18 protein-coding genes are annotated in these 17696 nt (G+C 66.2%); 12 read left to right on the forward strand and 6 right to left on the reverse strand.

All coding sequences use genetic code 11. The annotated features are described in order from the left end of the window. The first annotated feature begins 157 nt into the window (after positions 1–157). The 9 genes from F0U60_RS06120 to F0U60_RS06160 all read left to right on the forward strand — a co-directional run bounded on the left by F0U60_RS06120 (position 158) and on the right by F0U60_RS06160 (position 9275). Positions 158–1555 carry an FAD/NAD(P)-binding protein gene (locus F0U60_RS06120; RefSeq protein ID WP_395815281.1) on the forward strand — a complete coding sequence of 466 codons (1398 nt, stop codon included), beginning with the start codon at positions 158–160 and terminating at the stop codon, positions 1553–1555. After that, positions 1552–2913, forward strand: a complete 1362-nt coding sequence (allB, locus tag F0U60_RS06125; protein ID WP_395815284.1) for an allantoinase AllB — start codon at positions 1552–1554, stop codon at positions 2911–2913. Before F0U60_RS06120 ends, allB begins: the two co-directional genes overlap by 4 nt. Before the next feature lie 26 nt (positions 2914–2939). Further along, positions 2940–3956: an allantoicase gene (gene alc, locus F0U60_RS06130; protein ID WP_395815287.1), complete on the forward strand. Its 1017-nt coding sequence runs from the start codon at positions 2940–2942 to the stop codon at positions 3954–3956. Next, complete coding sequence (gene uraD / locus F0U60_RS06135) at positions 3953–4465, forward strand: 2-oxo-4-hydroxy-4-carboxy-5-ureidoimidazoline decarboxylase (protein WP_395815290.1); 513 nt, start codon at positions 3953–3955, stop codon at positions 4463–4465. The genes alc and uraD overlap by 4 nt, the downstream gene beginning before the upstream one ends. Continuing rightward, positions 4462–4803: a hydroxyisourate hydrolase gene (gene uraH / locus F0U60_RS06140; protein WP_203410671.1), complete on the forward strand. Its 342-nt coding sequence runs from the start codon at positions 4462–4464 to the stop codon at positions 4801–4803. The genes uraD and uraH overlap by 4 nt, the downstream gene beginning before the upstream one ends. A 12-nt stretch (positions 4804–4815) precedes the next feature. Next, complete coding sequence (locus tag F0U60_RS06145) at positions 4816–6165, forward strand: DUF6986 family protein (RefSeq protein ID WP_395815294.1); 1350 nt, start codon at positions 4816–4818, stop codon at positions 6163–6165. Positions 6166–6185: 20 nt separating this feature from the next. After that, entirely contained in the window at positions 6186–6449 is a 264-nt protein-coding gene (locus F0U60_RS06150) for a hypothetical protein (RefSeq protein WP_395815297.1), read from the forward strand. Between the two features lie 877 nt (positions 6450–7326). After that, positions 7327–8637 (forward strand): group II intron reverse transcriptase/maturase, encoded by a 1311-nt coding sequence (ltrA, locus tag F0U60_RS06155; protein WP_395815300.1) that lies wholly within the window; start codon positions 7327–7329, stop codon positions 8635–8637. Positions 8638–8924: 287 nt separating this feature from the next. Further along, the gene (locus tag F0U60_RS06160; RefSeq protein WP_395815303.1) at positions 8925–9275 is read left to right on the forward strand and encodes a hypothetical protein; all 351 of its coding nucleotides are present in this window, start codon (positions 8925–8927) and stop codon (positions 9273–9275) included. Positions 9276–9546: 271 nt separating this feature from the next. On the opposite strand, the gene F0U60_RS06165 is transcribed toward F0U60_RS06160, so the two are convergent. Together F0U60_RS06165 and F0U60_RS06170 are read right to left on the reverse strand one after the other, a co-directional pair. Beyond that, complete coding sequence (locus F0U60_RS06165; protein ID WP_395815306.1) at positions 9547–10020, reverse strand: cyclophilin-like fold protein; 474 nt, start codon at positions 10018–10020, stop codon at positions 9547–9549. Positions 10021–10072: 52 nt separating this feature from the next. Then, a complete protein-coding gene (locus F0U60_RS06170; protein ID WP_395815309.1) occupies positions 10073–10849 on the reverse strand; it encodes an SDR family oxidoreductase in 777 nt (258 codons plus the stop codon). A 207-nt stretch (positions 10850–11056) separates the two neighbouring features. Between F0U60_RS06170 and F0U60_RS06175 the strand changes: the two genes are divergently transcribed. Beyond that, positions 11057–11962 carry a LysR family transcriptional regulator gene (locus F0U60_RS06175; RefSeq protein ID WP_395815312.1) on the forward strand — a complete coding sequence of 302 codons (906 nt, stop codon included), beginning with the start codon at positions 11057–11059 and terminating at the stop codon, positions 11960–11962. 12 nt (positions 11963–11974) lie between these two features. On the opposite strand, the gene F0U60_RS06180 is transcribed toward F0U60_RS06175, so the two are convergent. From F0U60_RS06180 to F0U60_RS06190, 3 genes are all read right to left on the reverse strand, one after another. Further along, entirely contained in the window at positions 11975–13027 is a 1053-nt protein-coding gene (locus tag F0U60_RS06180) for an alpha/beta hydrolase (RefSeq protein WP_395815315.1), read from the reverse strand. Between the two features lie 64 nt (positions 13028–13091). After that, positions 13092–13865, reverse strand: coding sequence for a glucose 1-dehydrogenase (locus F0U60_RS06185; protein ID WP_395815318.1), 774 nt, complete (start codon positions 13863–13865; stop codon positions 13092–13094). A gap of 208 nt (positions 13866–14073) precedes the next feature. Continuing rightward, positions 14074–14778 carry a LysR substrate-binding domain-containing protein gene (locus F0U60_RS06190; RefSeq protein WP_395826002.1) on the reverse strand — a complete coding sequence of 235 codons (705 nt, stop codon included), beginning with the start codon at positions 14776–14778 and terminating at the stop codon, positions 14074–14076. A 470-nt stretch (positions 14779–15248) separates the two neighbouring features. Between F0U60_RS06190 and F0U60_RS06195 the strand changes: the two genes are divergently transcribed. After that, positions 15249–15770 (forward strand): hypothetical protein, encoded by a 522-nt coding sequence (locus tag F0U60_RS06195; protein WP_395815322.1) that lies wholly within the window; start codon positions 15249–15251, stop codon positions 15768–15770. A 67-nt stretch (positions 15771–15837) separates the two neighbouring features. On the opposite strand, the gene F0U60_RS06200 is transcribed toward F0U60_RS06195, so the two are convergent. Continuing rightward, positions 15838–16110 carry a hypothetical protein gene (locus F0U60_RS06200; RefSeq protein ID WP_395815325.1) on the reverse strand — a complete coding sequence of 91 codons (273 nt, stop codon included), beginning with the start codon at positions 16108–16110 and terminating at the stop codon, positions 15838–15840. Here F0U60_RS06200 and F0U60_RS06205 point away from each other — a divergent pair. After that, a complete protein-coding gene (locus tag F0U60_RS06205) occupies positions 16110–17642 on the forward strand; it encodes an RICIN domain-containing protein (protein WP_395815328.1) in 1533 nt (510 codons plus the stop codon). The genes F0U60_RS06200 and F0U60_RS06205 overlap by 1 nt on opposite strands. Positions 17643–17696 lie beyond the last annotated feature (54 nt).

The following is a 17696-nucleotide window of genomic DNA, read 5'->3' on the forward strand; positions in this document are numbered from 1 at the left end:
GGACCCTGGCCCCTTCCGTTGATGGGAGTCAGCTCCCGGGCCTCCCCATTGGCGAAGAGGGGGCGGAGCGTGATTTGACTACCCCATGCGCTCCTCGTCGTCTCCGAGTCCTGCCGCGAATCCGAGTCCCGTTGCGAAGTCTGGACCCGGACTCGCTGTGCTCGAAACCGCGCTCCGGAAGGACCTGGAGCGGCTCGAATACCCCAAGCGCTCCTGGGTGCTGCCCCGTCACCTGCGGGATGGGACGCCCATCCTGGATGTGCTCATCATCGGCGGCGGACAGAGCGGGCTGGCCGCGGCCTTCGGGCTGATGCGCGAGAAGGTGACGAACGTCCTCGTCGTGGACGACAGCGCGCCCGGACTCGCGGGGCCGTGGAAGACGTTCGCGCGCATGCACACGCTGCGCACGCCCAAGCACCTCACCGGCCCCGACCACAACATCCCCAACCTCGGCTTCCAGAGCTGGTACGAGGCCCAGTACGGAGAGGCCGCCTGGCAGCAACTGGGCCTCATCCCCAAGGAGCTGTGGGCGGACTACCTCAACTGGTACCGCCACTTCCTCGGCATCCCCGTGCGCTGCCACACGCGCGCGGGCGCCATCTCCTGGCGCGAAGAGGACCGCTGCTTCGCCGTCCCCGTGCAGCCCACGGATGGCAACGGTCAGCCGGGCACGCTCTTCGCGCGCAAGGTGGTGCTCGCCACCGGCATCGACGGCTCGGGCCGCTGGGAGACGCCCTCGATGGTGGCCCGCCTGCCGCGCGAGCTGTGGGCTCACACGCGCGATGACATCGACTTCGATGCCCTGCGCGGCAAGCGCATTGGCGTCCTGGGCGCGGGGGCCTCCGCCTTCGACAACGCCTCCGTGGCGCTGGAGCGCGGCGCCGCCGAGGTGCACCTCTTCTATCGCCGTAAGACGCTGCCCACGGTGAACGCGTACCGCTGGGCCGAGTTCGTGGGCTTCCTCAAACACCACGCGGACCTGCCGGACGCGGACCGCTGGCGTTTCATCCGCCGCATCCTGGAGATGGGACAGCTGCCGCCGCACGACACGTACCACCGCGCGAAGGCCTTCCCGGGCTTCCACCTCCATGGGGAGAGCCCGTGGCGGGACGTGCGGGCCGAGGGAAGCACCGCCATCGTCACCACGCCGCACGGCACGTACTCCTTCGACAAGCTCATCGTCGGCAGTGGCACCGTGACGGACCTGTCGCTGCGCCCGGAGCTGGCGAACGTCGTGGGGGAGATCTCGCTGTGGAAGGACCGCTACACGCCTCCGCCCGCCGAGGCGCACGAGGACCTGGCGCGCCACCCGTACCTGGGCCCCAGCTTCGAGTTCCAGGAGAAGGTGCCCGGCCGCGCGCCGTACCTGGGTTCTCTCTTCAACTACACCTTTGGATGTTTGCTCTCGCTGGGCTTCGGCGGAGCGAGCATCTCCGGTATGAAGTACAGCCTCCCGAAGCTGGTCTCGGGCATCACGAGGCAGCTCTACTGTGAGGACAAGGACGCGTACTTCGAGTCCCTGATGAGCTACGACGTCAAGGAGTTCGAGCCGTGAGCGGAGAGCAGGTGCTGCGCAGCAAGCGTGTCGTCACCGCGAGTGGTGTGCGCGAGGCCGCGGTGGTGATTCGGGAGGGCAGGGTGGCGGCGGTGCTGGCCCCGGCGGACGTGCCCGCGGGCCTTCCCGTGGAGGACCTGGGCGACAAGGTCCTCATGCCAGGCGTGGTGGACTGCCACGCGCACATCAACGAGCCTGGCCGCACCGAGTGGGAGGGCTTCGAGACGGCTACTCGCGCGGCAGCCGCAGGGGGCATCACCACCGTGGTGGACATGCCGCTCAACTCCATCCCCGCCACGACGACCCGCGAGGCGCTGAGCCAGAAGGCCGCCGCCGCCGAGGGCCGCTGTGCCATCGACTATGGCTTCTGGGGCGGCGTCATCCCCGGCAACGCGGGCGAGCTGGACGCCATGGTCGACGCGGGCGTGACGGGCTTCAAGTGCTTCCTCATCCACTCGGGCGTGGATGAGTTCCCCCACGTCACCCGCGAGGACCTGGCGCGCGCCATGCCCATCCTCGCCCGGCGCGGCGTGCCCCTCATCGTCCACGCGGAGATGACGCCGGACGAGCGCCCACCCCAGGGCGACACGCGCACCTACCGCAGCTACCTGGAGTCGCGCCCCCGCCGCTGGGAGGACGACGCCATCCGGATGATGATCGAGCTGTGCCGCGAGCACCGGGGCCGCGTGCACATCGTCCACCTGTCGTCCTCGGACGCGCTGCCGGACATCGCCGCCGCTCGCCGCGAGGGCCTGCCCTTCGGCGCGGAGACGTGCCCCCACTACCTCACCTTCGATGCGGAGCACATTCCGGACGGTGCCACCTGGCTCAAGTGCGCGCCGCCCATCCGCGAGGCGGAGAACCGCGAGAAGCTGTGGGCCGGGCTGGCGCGCGGGGAGATCGACATGGTGGTGTCGGACCACTCGCCCTGCACCCCGGGCCTCAAGCACCTGGACCGCGGGGACTTCGCCGCGGCGTGGGGCGGCATCGCTTCGCTCCAGTTCAGCCTGCCCGCCGTGTGGACGGGGATGCGCGAGCGCGGTCACGGGCTCGAGTCCCTGGTGCGGTGGATGTGCCAGAACCCGGCGCGGCTCATCGGCCTGGAGGGTGTGAAGGGCTCGCTCGTTCCCGGCGCGGACGCGGACCTGCTCGTCTTCGACCCGGAAGCCTCCTTCACGCCGGAGCCGTCGCAGGTGCTCCACCGCCATTCGCTCACGCCCTACGCGGGCCGCTCGCTCACGGGCGTGGTGGAGCGCACGTACGTCCGAGGTCAGCGGGTCTACACGCGCGGCGAGCCCGCTCCGAGCCCGGTGGGTCGGTGGGTCCGTCGTCCTGGCACCGCGCGTCCAGTGGCATAAGGTCTCTTCGAGGAGAAACGCCCAGCATGAACACACCCGAGGAAGGCAAGGTGCGAGTCGCCTTCGCCGAGCTCATTGATCTGGCCGCCGAGAAGGTGGGTGGCCGCGCCCTTTACGCCAACGACGAGTTCTTCGCGCCCAAGGAGAACCTGCTCAAGCCAGGCCGCGGCGTCTTCATCCCGGACAAGTACACGGAGTTCGGCAAGTGGATGGACGGCTGGGAGACGCGGCGCAAGCGCGTCCCGGGCTACGACTGGTGCCTCATCCAGCTCGGCCTGCCCGGCGTCATCCGCGGCGTGAACGTGGATACCAACCACTTCATCGGCAACTTCCCCGAGTACGCCTCGGTGGACGCGCTCGAGGTCCAGGGCCAGCCCTCGCCCGAGGAGCTGACGAAGGCCACGTGGACGGAGATCGTCCCCCGGACGAAGCTGGCGGGCGGCACACAGAACTACCTCCCCGTCGCGAGCGAGCGGCGCTGGACGCACCTGCGCCTCAACATCTACCCGGACGGTGGCGTGGCGCGCTTCCGTGTCCACGGCGTGGTGAAGCCGGATATGGAGAAGCTGCGCTCGGGGGACCTGGTGGACCTGGCCGCGGCGGAGAACGGCGGCATCGTCGTCACCTGCAACGACGCCTTCTTCGGGCCCAAGGACAACCTCATCCTCCCCGGCCGCGCGGCCACCATGGGCGAGGGCTGGGAGACGCGGCGCAAGCGCGTGCCAGGCTTTGATTGGATTGTCGTGAAGCTGGCCGCTCCCGGCACCGTGCACCGCGTGGAGGTGGATACCAACCACTTCAAGGGCAACTACCCGGATATGTGCTCGCTGGAGGGGTGCTCTTTGAAGGAGGACATCCTCGACTTCGCCAACGCGAAGGACATCGTCTGGCAGGAGATCCTCCCGCGCACGAAGCTCCAGGCGCACCACCGGCACTTCTACGAGGCCGAACTGCAGGCCAAGGGGCCCTTCACCCACGTGCGCCTCAACATCTTCCCGGATGGCGGCATCAGCCGGCTGCGCGTGCACGGGCGGGCGGTGTGAGCAAGCTCACGTGGCTCAACGGCCTCCCCGTCGAGGAGGCCCAGGCTGAGTTCCTGCGCTGCTGTGGCTCCACCCGCTGGGCGGAGGGCATGGCCCGCGCGCGTCCCTTCGTCAGCCAGGCTGCTGTGTACACGGAGGCCGACTGGCTCTGGTCCCAGACGGGGCCAGAGGACTGGCGCGAGGCGATGACACACCACCCGCGCATCGGAGACATCTCCAAGCTGCGGGAGAAGTACAAGACCACCGCCACCTGGTCCTCCCAGGAGCAGCGCGGCGTGCAGGAGGCGAGCGAGGAAGTGCTGCAGGGGCTCGCGGACGGCAACCGTGAGTACGAGGCGCGCTTCGGCTTCATCTTCCTGGTGTGCGCCACGGGCAAGAGCGCCGGGGAGATGCTGGCCCTCCTGCGCGAGCGCATGAACAACGAGCCGGAAGCGGAGCTGCGCATCGCGGCCGGCGAGCAGGCGAAGATCACCCGCATCCGACTGGAGAAGCTCCTCACCTCGCCATGAGCACTCTGTCCACCCACGTCCTCGACACACAGTGGGGGCGCCCGGCTGCGGGCGTCCCCATCACCCTGGAGCAGCAGGCTGGCGACGGCTGGCGGGAGCTGGCGCGCGGCACGACCAACGCGGATGGCCGGGTGCGCGACTTCCTGCCCACGGGCACGCGCCTGGAGGCGGGCATCTACCGGATGACGTTCCACACGGCGGAGTACTTCCGGGCGCACTCCGTCCGAGGCTTCTATCCGTACGTCTCGGTGGTCTTCGAGCTCTCCGCCGTGGACGAGCACTACCACGTGCCCCTGTTGCTGAGCCCCTTCGGCTATTCCACCTACCGGGGGAGCTGAGCTGGTTCTTTTATGAAGACGACCCTGAAGCCGGAGCGCATCTCCACCGCGCGCGAGGCGCTGAAGAAGGCCAATCAGGCCTACGCCCGCACGTACCCGGGCGAGTCCTCCCGGCGCCAGCCCGTGCACGTCGTGTACGGGGGCGCCCATCTGTTCAAGTCGGACACAGCCCGGAAGATGGGTCAGTTGGCTCTGGCCTCGCTGCGGGAGTACGCGCCGGACGCGGAGACCCTCGCTGGGTGCCTGGGCCTACCGGGCGGCGAACTCGCGAAGCGCGTCCACGAGCGCGTGGAGGCGAAGCTCCAGCGTGAGGCGGTGGAGGACTTCCGCATTGACTTCGAGGACGGCTACGGTCACCGGCCGGACGCGGAGGAGGACGGCCACGCGGTGTCCACCGCGGAGCAGGTGGCGAAGGGCATGGCGGAGGGCACGCTGCCGCCCTTCATCGGCATCCGCATCAAGTCCTTCACCGAGGAGCTGTTCGACCGGAGCGCGCGCACGCTGGACCTCTTCGTGACCGCGCTGCTGGAGCGCACGGGCAACAAGCTGCCGGACAACTTCGTCGTCACCCTGCCGAAGATCACCTCGCCCGAGCAGGTGACGGCCCTGACTCGCATGCTGGAAGTGCTGGAGCAGGAGCGGGGTCTGCCAGCGGGTGCGCTGCGTCTGGAATTGATGGTGGAAACGCCCCAGTCCATCTTCGACCGGGAGGGGCGCCTCGCGCTGCCGAGGCTGGTGGCCGCGGCGCAGGGACGCTGCGTCGGGGCGCACCTGGGCGTGTATGACTATACGGCGGCACTCGGTATCACCGCCGCGTACCAGAGCATGACGCACCCGGCGAGCAACCTGGTGCGAGGGATGATGCAGATATCTCTAGCGGGCATGGACGTAGCGCTCTCGGATGGAGCGACCAACGTTATGCCGGTGGGTCCGCACAAGAAGGGCGCGAGCCCGCTGACGGAGGCACAGCAGAAGGAGAACCGCGAGGTAGTGCACCGAGCGTGGCGGCTGGCGTACGAGCACACGCGCAACTCGCTGGAGCGGGGCTTCTACCAGGGATGGGATCTGCACCCGGCCCAGATTCCGGTGCGCTACGCGGCGGTGTACGCCTTCTTCTTGGAGGGACTGGGGGCGACGTCAGCCCGGCTGAAGTCCTTCATCGAGAAGGCGGCCCAGGCGACGCTGCTCGGGGACGTGTTCGACGACGCGGCGACGGGCCAGGGGCTGCTGAACTACTTCCTGAGAGGCATTGCTTGCGGTGCGATCACCGAGGAGGAGGCGCGTGCCTCGGGGCTGACGTTGGAGGAACTGCGCAGCCGCTCGTTCCTGAAGATTGTCGAAGGCCGCCGGAAGGTAGCGTAGCGACGCACGGGGGGATCGTCTTGGAACGCGAACGTTTGGCGTTCGTATGCCGCCATGTGTTCGAAGGAGGCCGACCCATCCGACTGGTCGCGCATGAGGATGGCGATTGGCAGTTCCTTTGTGGAGAAGAGCATGAGCTCGATGATGGGCCGCGAGTCGTCGGCCTGAACCATCTGGTCGAGCGAGATCCCAGCGTCATCGGGATTCTGGATCTGCGCCAAGGCTGGGAAGCGGAACGTCACGAAGTAGGTGGTCGATGGGTTCGTCGCCAGATTGTCGGATGATGCACGCTCGAAGGCCACCTGACTTTCCCCGATTGTCGGAGGCCACCGGAAGGTGACGTAGTAGCGACATGCGGGGGGGGTGGTGTAACCCAGCGTCAGATTCAGCGGGTCTCCATCCCATCCGAATGGACGGTATGCCCTCTTCGTGATTGGCAAGAACCGCAGTTTCCTCCATTGCGACATCGATGCCGCAGGTTACGCCGATGCCGTGGCGCCCTGAATGTGCGAGTCGGCAGGGTGTCAAAGGACTGACACGAGTCGGAGCAACACCACCGGCTTCACTCAATGCTCCGGTGCAGCGGCGGTGGCCCAGGAAGGTGTCCAAAGGATTCGTTCCGACACTTCGTCCTCTACGAGTTGTCTGAGTGATGCCTGGAGGCTACCCATGGACCCATAGGGTGAAAGTCCCGAAGCGGTAGAAGGTCGAGGCCGCATAGCTCGGATGGCACCGACAGGGGAGACCCCTGCGGTGAAGCCCATCGACAAAGCCCCGGAAAGCGGGGTGAGCGAGTGAGCGGGCCGCAACGACGAGTGAACACCCGGAAGAGGCCTCGTGACTCGTTGACTCCGGATGCCGAGCCGACTCAGACACGGCGAAGGCAGCAGGACTCCCCCGAAGACGACCATGGGGAGGTCCATCCGGCGGGGTGGAGGGTGGCGGCACGCGCACAAGGCCATGGGTGGAAACAGGGAAGGGCTCCCCGCCCCGCGGAGAAAGACCGCGGAAGCAAGGTAGCCGCGCGAGCCGAGGAGGCGAAGCGCGGGGAAGGCGGGAGCCTGGCGGACGGGCCCGTAGTAGCGAGGAAGCGGGGTAATGCCCGTGGAGCGAAGGGGCCCTGCCGGAGGCATTCGGAGCAAGGAGCGAGGCAGGAGCGGGATGACAAAGCCCACCATCAGTCTGCAGGAGCTTCGAGCGAAGATAGGCCACCAGGCGAAATCCACCCCAACGCACCGTTTCTGGGGAATGTACGTCCACCTCCTCAAGCGCGAGACGCTCGAAGCCGCCTACCTGGAGGCCCGTCGCAAAGACGGAGCACCCGGGGAAGACGGCGAGACGTTCGAGCGCATTGAGGAGAGGGGCCGGGAGGAATTCCTCGCGCGGATAGCCGAGGAGCTACGAACGGGAACGTACCGACCCAGACCCTATCGTCGGAGAGAGATTCCAAAGGAAGGAGGCAAAGTGCGCGTCATCTCCATTCCCTCGATTCGGGACAGGACCGTGCAGGGAGCACTCCGACTGATATTGGAACCCATCTTCGAGGCCGATTTCTCGGACAGTTCCTTCGGAGCGAGACCGGGCCGCTCGGCGCATGAGGCGATAGAAACCGTGAAACAGGGGCTGCGCCAGCGCAAGCACCGGGTCGTGGACGTGGACCTCAAGGGCTTCTTCGACAACATCCGGCACGACCGGCTGCTGGAGAGGGTGGCTCGACGAGTCCAGGACGACGAGGTGCTCGCGCTGGTGAAGCAGTTCCTCAAGAGCACGGGGGAGAAAGGGGTGCCGCAAGGCTCACCCCTCTCGCCCCTACTGGCCAACATCGCGCTGAATGACCTGGACCACGCACTGGAGCGAGGAAGAGGCTATCTCACCTATACGCGGTACCTGGACGACATGGTGGTGCTCACCCCCGACTCACAGAAGGGAAGGAGGTGGGCCGACCGAGCGCTGGAGCGCATCCGCCGGGAGGCGGAGGCAATCGGCGTGTCGCTCAACGCGGAGAAGACCCGGACGGTGACGATGACCGAGCCGGGAGCGAATTTCGCCTTCCTGGGCTTCGAGTTCCGGTGGGAACGCAGCCCGAGGACCGGGAAGTGGTACGCACACAGGAGCCCACGAAAGAAGAAGGTGACCGAGGTGCTGGGCAAGGTACGCGACACCCTACGAGCTGGCCGGGCCCTGCCGATAAGGGCGGCGGTGGAGAGGGTGAACGGCATCGTGCGCGGCTGGGTCAACTACTTCCGGGTGGGAAACTCGGGGCAGGCGTTCGGCAAGGTGAAGCAATATGTCGAGCGCAAGGTGAGACGATTCGTGGCGAAACGAGCGGGGCGAAGGGGACTGGGCTGGAAGCGGTGGAGTAGAGAGGTGGTATACGGAGCCTGGGGCCTCTACGGAGACTATCGGGTGAGGTACTACAACCCCTCGAAAGCCAGACTCCAACCCAACGGAATCATAACCCCGGTGAGATGACGCCTTCGCGGTGAGCCGGATGCGGTAGTCCCGCCTGTCCGGTTCGATGTGGCGGGGAGCGGAGACGGAGTGATGGTGGACCCTAAACGGGCACGAAGCCGGAAACGGCGGATACAGCCAAGGGTTTACCTGCACACCACCGCGCCGATCCTCGACCCGACCACCCTTCCCAGCTCACCTCTACAGCCCTGCTCGCCTTCTCGACCGGCTGCATCGGGAGCGGCGTAGCACTGCGCACCGACGGCAGTCCGGGTCTACAAGAGTGCCCGGAGGAGTCAAAGAAGGCGATGCGCTACATGGGACTGCGCGTTGGGGACAGCGTATTGGTGGATCTCGACGCGAACCAGACCGAGAGCCGACGCGTCACGCTCTACGATGGACCCATTGAGAGTGTCACAAGGGAGGAGTTCGGCCCGTTCGCGGCGACGAGCCGCCTGTATGGGCAAGTCTGGACGAGCGGTCCCCAGGTTGTGATCCGGTACTACGAAGCGCAGTCACCAACCGGCGAAAAAGTTCCCCTCTGTGCGGGGGCACGGCTCGGCTATGACCAGATGCGGAAGCTGCCCGAGTCCAAGCCTGGAACCGCCATCCTCGAAGGATCTGTCGCAGCCGCGTTTATCGTTGATGCGTTCCGGTGACGCGCTTGCTCGGCTCACCCACCTCTGCGCCGCTGCCGCTGCCGAGTTGCTTCGCGCACGGTGGGGGGCCGACCGGGGCGCGTGCGTAGCGGCTTGAGCGGGTCGCCCTCCAGCAGCACAGGTGTCAAAGAATTCGAGCCGTTGCGAGTCCTTTGACTCTACCTCCGGCGAGGTTCGGGGCACCTTCACGCTCAAGCTGTGGGCGGAAGCCGGAGCCGGGATCGGTGAGTGTCAACGTAGTTGTCGCCAGAAGCTGGCTCACGCGCGCTTCCTACTCGGCGAGCTCGATCCGCACCTTCAGCGGACCGGGCTCCCTCAGGGCCTCAACGCCACTGTCGAGCTTCCCGAGCGTGACAAGCCCGCTCGAGTGGCGGAAATCCCGGTGGAAAAGGGCCAGGTTCCCCCAGGGGGCGTAGTAGGTGATGTCCCCGGCTGCGGCAGCGGTGCCCTCAGGCGCGCCCTTCGTGGACAGCCTGCGCGGCAGGTCGCTGATCTTCTCGGTCGCCGCGTAGTCCTCGAGGGTCAGGGTCAACGGCAGCAGGGAGACGAAGTCGCGCGCGGTCTCGTTGTCGCGCAGGGTGGCCGTCAGGACCTTCTCCCCCATCGTCAGTCGAATTTTCATGGCCTTTGCCTCGGTGCGAGCGGGTTGCTGCGCATGGACCGGGGCCGCCGCCAGCGCGAGCGCGGAGACGAGCGCGGCGATGTAGACCACGCCGGTCCTCCCTCCCTTGCAGACTTCGATCATGGAAGCTCCCGAGAAGCTGAAAGCGGCGATGGACCGCAGTGCTTGCACGTCGTCAGACCGTCTGGCCGCCATCGACCACCATCGCGGCACCGGTCATGAAGGAGGCCGCGTCCGAGCTCAGCCACAAGACGGCGGCGGCAATCTCCTCGGGCCTGCCCATCCTTCCGATGGGCTCCTGCGCGATGACCGCCTGACGGCCCTCGGGCGTGCTGCCGGTGAAGCGCTGCATCATCGGGGTGTCGATGATGCCGGGGCACACGGCGTTCACGCGGATGTTCTTGGGCGCGTAGTCGAGGGCCGCCGACTTCGTGAGGCCGATGACGCCGTGCTTCGCGGCGGCGTACGCGGCCTGGCCCTTGAAGCCCTTCACCCCGGCACCGGAGGACGTGTTGACGATGGTGCCGCCGCCCTGGGCGAGCATCAGCGGCAGCTCGTACTTCATGCACAGGAACACGCCGCGGAGATTGACGCCAACGATGCGGTCCCATTCCCCTTCCGTGAGGTCGGCCGCCGCCGTGATCGGCTGCTCGGAGCCGGCGTTGTTGAAGGCCGCGTCGACACGCCCAAAGGCTTGGACTGCTTTATCGAGAGCCGCCTGCACGTCCTCCGCCCGCGTGATGTCACACCTGACGGCGAGCGCCCGCCCGCCCAGCGCCTCGACCATTCGCGCCGTCTCCTGGTTGCCCGGGTCGGAGACGTCGGCCACCACCACGCTCGCGCCCTCGCGGGCGAACGCGAGCGCGGCCTCCCGTCCGATGCCATTGGCGGCGCCGGTCACGAACGCAACCTTCCCCGCGAAGCTTCCCTGCCCGTTCACCCTTGCCATCATCTGCTCCCTTTCAAAGTCGTGCGCGGCCCGGAGGGCCGTGGGTTCTCTGTAAGAGGTACGCCCCGGCTCCCCCCAGGGCTAGGCCTCGAAGGCGAACGGGCCGTCAACCGGTGGTTGAAAGTGGAGGGCCTCTTCGCCGAACGTCGCTGCATTCCTCCGCCGGGCCGTCACGGAGCTCTCCATCGGCGCTTCGCAGGAGCCACTGCAATGAAGACGATTCTCCTTCCGCAGCTCCATGTGTTCCTTGCCGTTGCGCGCCTCAAGAGCTTCCGCGGTGCGGCACGCGAGCTCGGCGTCTCCACGGCCGCGGTGAGCAAGTCGGTGCGGCAGCTGGAGGAGCAGCTGCGCGTGGTTCTGCTCACCCGCACCACCCGCAGCGTGGCGCTGACGGAGGCGGGGCGGCGACTGGTCGAGGACGCGGGCCCTGGCCTGGGGCAAGCAATCGCCGCGCTCCAAGGGGTGTCGGCGCAGCCCGGGGAGGCCGTGGGGCGCCTGAGGCTGTCGGTCCCGCGCACGGCCGTGCCCTTCCTCATCACTCCGGTGCTGCCCACCTTCCGCGCGCGCCACCCGCGCGTGGAGGTGGACATCGTCATTGAGGATCGCCTCGTGGACGTCGTCGCGGAGGGCTACGACGCGGGCGTACGCCTGAGCGAGTTCCTCGAGCGCGACATGGTGCAGGTGCGACTGACCGGCCCCTTCCGTTTCGTGGTGGTGGGCGCACCCGGCTACCTCGAGCGCCACGGCACGCCCGAGCGTCCCGAGGACCTGCTGCACCACCCATGCATCACCCTGCGCTCACAGACGACCGGGACCCCCTACGCCTGGGAGCTGGAGCGCGGGCGCAGGAACTGGCGCGTGCCGGTGAGCGGCGGCGTCGCCACCAACGACGAACAGACCAGCGTAGCGCTCGCGGCCGAGGGGCTGGGCCTGGCGTACGTCTTCGAGCCAGCGGTGCAGGAGCAGCTGCGCTCCGGGCGGCTCGTGCGGGTGCTCGAGGCCTACGCGCCCACCGTCCCCGGCTTCTTCCTCTACTACCCCAGTCGTGCGCAGCGCTCCGGGCCGCTCCGCCTCTTCGTCGAGACAGCCAAGGAGTTCGTCGCGAAGAAGGGGTGAGCGATGCTTGGGTTACTTCAGATTGTCCCGGAAGAAGGTGGTCAACGTGTCAAATGGGATGAGGTTGACCCGATCGTAAAGATCCACGTGGCCCGCGCCGGGAACAATGACCAGTTCCTTGGGTTGACCGGCGAGCCTGTAGGCATCTTCACTGAACTCCCTGGAATGAGCGTTCTCTCCCGTGATGAAAATCATGGGACGAGGAGAAATCGTCTCGATGTCCGTGAACGGGTAGAAATTCATGAATTTGACGCTGCTGGTCAGCGTTGGATGCGTCGTGGTGTTCGGGCTATGGCCTCTGGACGTGCGGTAGAAGTCATAGAATTCGCGCTCAATCGCGTTTGAATTCTCATCCAACTGCTCAGGCGTCCCGCTGGTGTATCGGGTCTCACCTCCCGTGAACTCCACATAGCGCTGCTGGGCGGCCTCCTCGAGGAACTTCTTTCTCTGCTCGAGGGGCACGGAATGCCTGAGCCCGTTGCGGCTGGCCGCGCCCATATCGTACATGCTGACGGTCGCGATGGCTTTCATGCGCGGATCAATCTTGGCCGCACTGATGACGAAGCTCCCGCTGCCGCAAATCCCAATGGCACCAATCCGCTCCCTGTCAACGAATGGCTGGGTGCCCAGGTAATCCACCGCGGCACTGAAATCCTCGGCATAGATGTCCGGCGAAACAGCGTTGCGCGGCTGGCCATCACTCTCGCCCCAGAAGGACAGATCCAAGGACAAAGTCACGAATCCCTGTTCAGCCATTTTCGTGGCATACAGATTCGCGCTTTGCTCTTTCACCGCACCCATGGGATGCCCGACGATGAGCGCCGGATTCTTTGCATTCCGATTCAAGTCCTTGGGAATGAAAAGATTCCCTGTGACCGTCATCTTGTATTGATTCTTCAAGGTGACCTTCTGCATGGTTACCCTGTCGCTCGTGTAGAAATTATCCGCGCCATTGGACCTGTCTCCGAGCGCCAGGTTTCTCGCCGGACTCGCCAGCGGGCTGCAGGCAGCCGTCATCGAGAATGAGCTGATCAGAAGTCCTAAAAACACAATGGTCTTTCTCATGATGATGCTCTTTCTCATTGGACCTTCATGGCAGGAACATGGGATCGGCCTCGTGGGCGCCTCATCATCGCGCCGCGAGTCCTCCGTCGACAACCAATGCATGTCCGACCACGTAGCTCGCTCCCGGACTGCAGAGCCACAGCACCGCGGAGGCAATCTCCTCGGGCTTGCCGATACGGCCGATCGGTGATGATCTCGACAGTGCGTCGAAGGCTTTCTCATCCCCGCTGACAACATCGCGGGCGATTGGCGTGTCGATCGTGCCCGGGCAGATTGCGTTCACGCGGATGCCCTTGGCGGCATACTCGAGCGCGGCGGTCCGGGTCAGACCGATCACTCCGTGCTTGGAAGCGATGTAGGACGGGATGCCAGGGTTGCCTCTCATCCCGCCAATCGAGGAGCAATTGACGATCGCGCCGCTACCTTGTCGGAGCATCTGGCGCAGTTCGTGCTTCATGCAACTCCAGACGCCTCGCAGGTTGATGTTCGTGACGCGGTCGAACTCCTCGAGGCTACTGTCGGCCGTCTCGGCGACCTTGGCCATCACGCCGGCGTTGTTGAACGCGGCATCCAGCCGGCCGAACGTGGACACGGTTCGGTCCACCATGGCCGCCACCTGGGCGTCGTCGCTGACGTCGCAGTAGATGGCGAGCGCCTTGTAACCCTCGGAGATCCACTTCTCCGCGGCGGCGCGCACCGATTTCTCATTGGCGTCCGCCAGCACGACCGACGCACCGGCTTCAGCGAACGCCCTCGCGGTCGCGAGCCCCATGCCGGAGCCGGCGCCGGTGACGAGTGCGACTTTGCCTGCGTAGTTTCCGTTCTCACTCGTTTTCATGTGGAGATTCCTTTCCCTCTTCGCGGGTCCGGAGCCGGTGCGCCCCGTTCACGAATAGAAGTAGGCTCCAGTTCCTCGAATGACTACGTGCAGGGAGCAAACGGGCTGTGAACCGGTGGTTGACAGTGTGCAACTGACTGGCCGCGGTTGCCGGGAGTGAGAGGTCAGTCTCTCCATCGGAGGTGCGACGTGCACACCCGTGCGCCCATCAGGCAAGCGGCCCCTGGTCATGCTTTTCGCGGGGCCTCCCGCTTCTTCCGGGGCGCCGCCTCGCGGCCACGTCCACGAAGGCCCGTAGCGCGGGCGATACCTGCGCGCGGCTGGGGAAGTAGAGGAACAGGCCCGGCACCCACGCCGCGTAGGGCTCCAGCACCAGGCGCAGGGTGCCTCGCCGCAACTCCTCCGTCACCATGGGCTCGAACGTGTAGGCGAGCCCCACCCCGACCTCCGCCATCCGCAGCAGCAGGTGGCTGTCCGAGGTGATGACGGGCCCCCGCACCGGCACGCGCCAGCTCCGCGGCCCGCGCTCCAGCTCCCACTGGTGGATGCCTGACGTCGTGGGGGAGCGGATGCAGATGCAGTCATGGGACAACAGGTCGTCCGTCAGCCGGATCCCCGCGTCCAGCCCCTCGGCCACGATGTCCACGAAGCGGTCCTCCACACGCATAGGGCGAATAGAAGACCTGTGGAGGGTGAGGGCAGGAGCGCAGGGGCCGAGGAGGGCCGCTGAAGGGGGCCGCCCGAGCAGAGTGCCAGGCGGGTGGAGAAGCCGCGCAGCCCATTGGGGTAAACGCCAGCCCAGGCCGCCCTCCCATGAGGTGCGCGGCAGGGGCCTGGCGTTCTTGGCTGGGGCGACTCGAGCCTCAACACCACGCGCTCTGGGGGGGCCCTCGCGCCGGGGCCAGCCTGGCACCTGCCGGGGCCAGGCCCAGGTGCTCCACAATCGCTCGCACTCCACTCCCTGCCTTCACAGACTCCAGCACCCGGCGCCTGCCTCCACATCTCACGCTGGCCAACACGTCCACCGCGAATGTCCTGCGCAGCAGCCCCGCGAAAGTCTACTGGCGGCGTCCTCTCCTTCCTCCGCTCCTGCCTCGCTCCTGCCTCCGGCGCCACGCTCGCCTCCTCTGCTCCTTCCTGGGGGCGCGTCACGCTCCTCTCCTCCGCACCTGCTTGGGAGAGCGATGTGTCAGTGCGCCCGCTGCGTGTCAGTTGACGTGTCAGTGGGCGTGCCGACCTGGTTCTCAGGGGCTCAAATGCCTGAAATCCGAAGGCCGCCACGTTGGCATCTGTCCTGCACACCAACCACGCAGGAAGTGCCGGGCACGCCTCCGAGATGACAGTCCAGCGCTCGGCTCACTCACACCCAGGAGAATCAATCCCATGAAAACGAATCCTCTCGCTCTTCTGGCAGTGGTGGCGCTCACGGTCGTGTGGCCCCGGCCTGCCCTGGCCAATCCCTACTGGGGGGAGTTCAAGAAGGACAACTGCTCCGCAATCGGCAAGAGGCAGTACTCCGCCATCCTCTGGAACATCAGCGGCTCCTGGGAAGCGGCGTGCAAAAAGATGCCCGCGACCATCAACGGCAAGCGTTTCGCCAGCCCCGCCCGATGCAAGAACATGTCATCCAGCATGTGGGGTGAGTTCGATCTGGATGATTCCTCGTGCACTCCGCGATGGGGGGAGTTCAGCAAGGGCTCGTGCAAGGGGCCAGGGCTGCGTGAGTACTCGGCGATCCTCTGGGACATCAAGGATCGCAGCTGGGAGGATGCGTGCAACCAGATGCCCGCCACCATCAATGGCCAGTCCTTTGCCCGCCCCACCCGATGCTTCAAGAGGGCGCTCCCCGGCATCCCCCTCAACATGTGGGGCCAGTTCGACGTCCCGGACAAATCATGCAAGTGAAGAAGACATTCGCTGAGGATGGGGCTGCATATCGTGAGGCTCCCCCTCGGGAAGGGTGTCAGACCATTCATTGCTGGGTCCCCGGCAAGTTCGGCAACGCCGTCCGGTTCAATCCCAGCAGCGGCGTGAAGCTGGCGACGGTGTTCCAGGCGGAGGCGGCCGAGATGGCGCCGCCCTGGACCGCCGCCTTTTGGGTGCAGAAGACCTTGCGGATGCCATGTTTCCATGGTGCCTGGCCCCCCGGGGGGACGTCACCTGTTCGGGTTATCAGCTCATACAAGGAGAAAAGGAGAGCCTGTGGAAAGCAACCCTGTGTCACGCGCTTGTCGTAGAAGCTCAATGAAGGGGCGTACCTATGCGCAGAGCACCGCGCATCATCGTCCGATTGCCGTCGCAGCTTGCGTCGGCCTTTTATTGATTTTGCTGGCCGCTGGCGGCGAGGCCGTCGCCGCCCCGGTCACGGTCACCAACGGAGTGCAGTTCACCGACACCGCCGGTAACGTGGTGCGCGGGCACGACGGCGGCATGATCAAGGTGGGCAAGTACTACTATTGGTTCGGTGCGAACCCCCACCCCGACAACAGGTTCCAGTACATCTCGGTGTACCGCTCGACTGACCTGCATGCCTGGGAGTTTCGCAAGCACGTGCTGACCGAGACCTCGGCCAGCGGAGTGAAGAACCTCCAGCGCCCCAAGGTCATCTACAACTCCCGCACCGGGCAATACGTACTCTTCATGCGCAAGGAGAACCACCCATTTCCCTTGAAGGAGAACCGGGTTGGGATCGCCACGTCGCCCACGGTGGACGGCGACTACACATACCGGGGCGACTTCCAGCCCCTCGGGGAAAGATCCTTCGACGTGAGCGTGTTCCAGGATGATGATCGCGACCGCACGGCGTACCTGATCTCGACGACCGGTACCGGTGATGAGGAGCAGCAGCAGCAGCAGCAGAACCTCACCATCTACCGCCTGACCCCCGACTACCTCGAAGTCGCCGCCAGGGAGCATGTTTTCTACAACGTCAAACGGGAAGCGCAGACGATGTTCAAGCGCAACGGTGTCTACTTCCTGGTGACCTCTGGCCTCACCGGCTGGCATCCCAATCAAGCCAAATACGCCACCGCGACCAGCATCAAAGGCCCTTGGAGCGGCATGGCGAACCTCGGCGACAGCACCACCTACGGCTCGCAGCCCACGTACATCCTGCCGATCCAGGGCAGCAGCACGACCTCCTACCTCTACATGGGCGACCGGCATGGAAACGCCTGGCATGGCAACATCAACGACAGCGAGCACGTCTGGCTGCCGCTCCAATTCCCGACCGACAGGTCGCTGTCGATGCGCTGGCACCCGCAGGTGTCCATCGACACCACGACCGGCGAGGTGAGCGGCGTCGGCTCCGGACACGCGTACGAGCAGTTGCGAGCCCAGCACAAGGACGAGTGCCTGGCTGTGCGGCGCTTTACCGATGGCCCCCTGCTCGAGGACGAGGACTCGAGGGGCGACGGGGTAGGGGTGACCCAGCGGCCCTGCGGCACCGCCGTGGCCTCGAACCAGCACTGGCAAGTGCTCCACCTGGGAGCCGGCTATTACCGGATCGTCGCCCGGCACAGCCACAAGTGCCTCACCGTGCCGTCGTCGTCCACCGCCGACAACGCACGGGTGTCACAGGCGCCCTGCGGCACCGGCGAGAACCAGCAGTGGAAGATCACCGGCCTCCCCGAAGGCAACTTCCAGATCACCGCCCGGCACAGCGGCAAGTGCCTGACCATCGCCTACGATCCGGCCACCGAGGGCCCGAAGGCCATCCAGTTCACCTGCAGCGGCACCGCCAACCAGCGCTGGAAGCGAGCCGGCGCCCCCTACTGACCCTGGTACGACTCGGTCACTTTGGAAGTAGTGTCGAGGGGCCCGTGCGTCAAC

This window comes from Archangium minus, assembly GCF_044360475.1.
GTDB classification, from domain to species: domain Bacteria; phylum Myxococcota; class Myxococcia; order Myxococcales; family Myxococcaceae; genus Archangium; species Archangium minus.

What these genes read in the sequence shown, in the direction of transcription:
- F0U60_RS06195 (WP_395815322.1), top strand. Translation starts at nt 15,249, where the DNA reads ATGAAAACGAATCCTCTCGCTCTTCTGGCAGTGGTGGCGCTCACGGTC.
- F0U60_RS06165 (WP_395815306.1), bottom strand. Translation starts at nt 10,020, where the DNA reads ATGATCGAAGTCTGCAAGGGAGGGAGGACCGGCGTGGTCTACATCGCC.
- F0U60_RS06175 (WP_395815312.1), top strand. Translation starts at nt 11,057, where the DNA reads ATGAAGACGATTCTCCTTCCGCAGCTCCATGTGTTCCTTGCCGTTGCG.
- alc (WP_395815287.1), top strand. Translation starts at nt 2,940, where the DNA reads ATGAACACACCCGAGGAAGGCAAGGTGCGAGTCGCCTTCGCCGAGCTC.
- F0U60_RS06205 (WP_395815328.1), top strand. Translation starts at nt 16,110, where the DNA reads ATGAAGGGGCGTACCTATGCGCAGAGCACCGCGCATCATCGTCCGATT.
- F0U60_RS06170 (WP_395815309.1), bottom strand. Translation starts at nt 10,849, where the DNA reads ATGATGGCAAGGGTGAACGGGCAGGGAAGCTTCGCGGGGAAGGTTGCG.
- F0U60_RS06185 (WP_395815318.1), bottom strand. Translation starts at nt 13,865, where the DNA reads ATGAAAACGAGTGAGAACGGAAACTACGCAGGCAAAGTCGCACTCGTC.
- F0U60_RS06180 (WP_395815315.1), bottom strand. Translation starts at nt 13,027, where the DNA reads ATGAGAAAGACCATTGTGTTTTTAGGACTTCTGATCAGCTCATTCTCG.
- F0U60_RS06160 (WP_395815303.1), top strand. Translation starts at nt 8,925, where the DNA reads ATGCGCTACATGGGACTGCGCGTTGGGGACAGCGTATTGGTGGATCTC.
- uraH (WP_203410671.1), top strand. Translation starts at nt 4,462, where the DNA reads ATGAGCACTCTGTCCACCCACGTCCTCGACACACAGTGGGGGCGCCCG.
- ltrA (WP_395815300.1), top strand. Translation starts at nt 7,327, where the DNA reads ATGACAAAGCCCACCATCAGTCTGCAGGAGCTTCGAGCGAAGATAGGC.
- F0U60_RS06145 (WP_395815294.1), top strand. Translation starts at nt 4,816, where the DNA reads ATGAAGACGACCCTGAAGCCGGAGCGCATCTCCACCGCGCGCGAGGCG.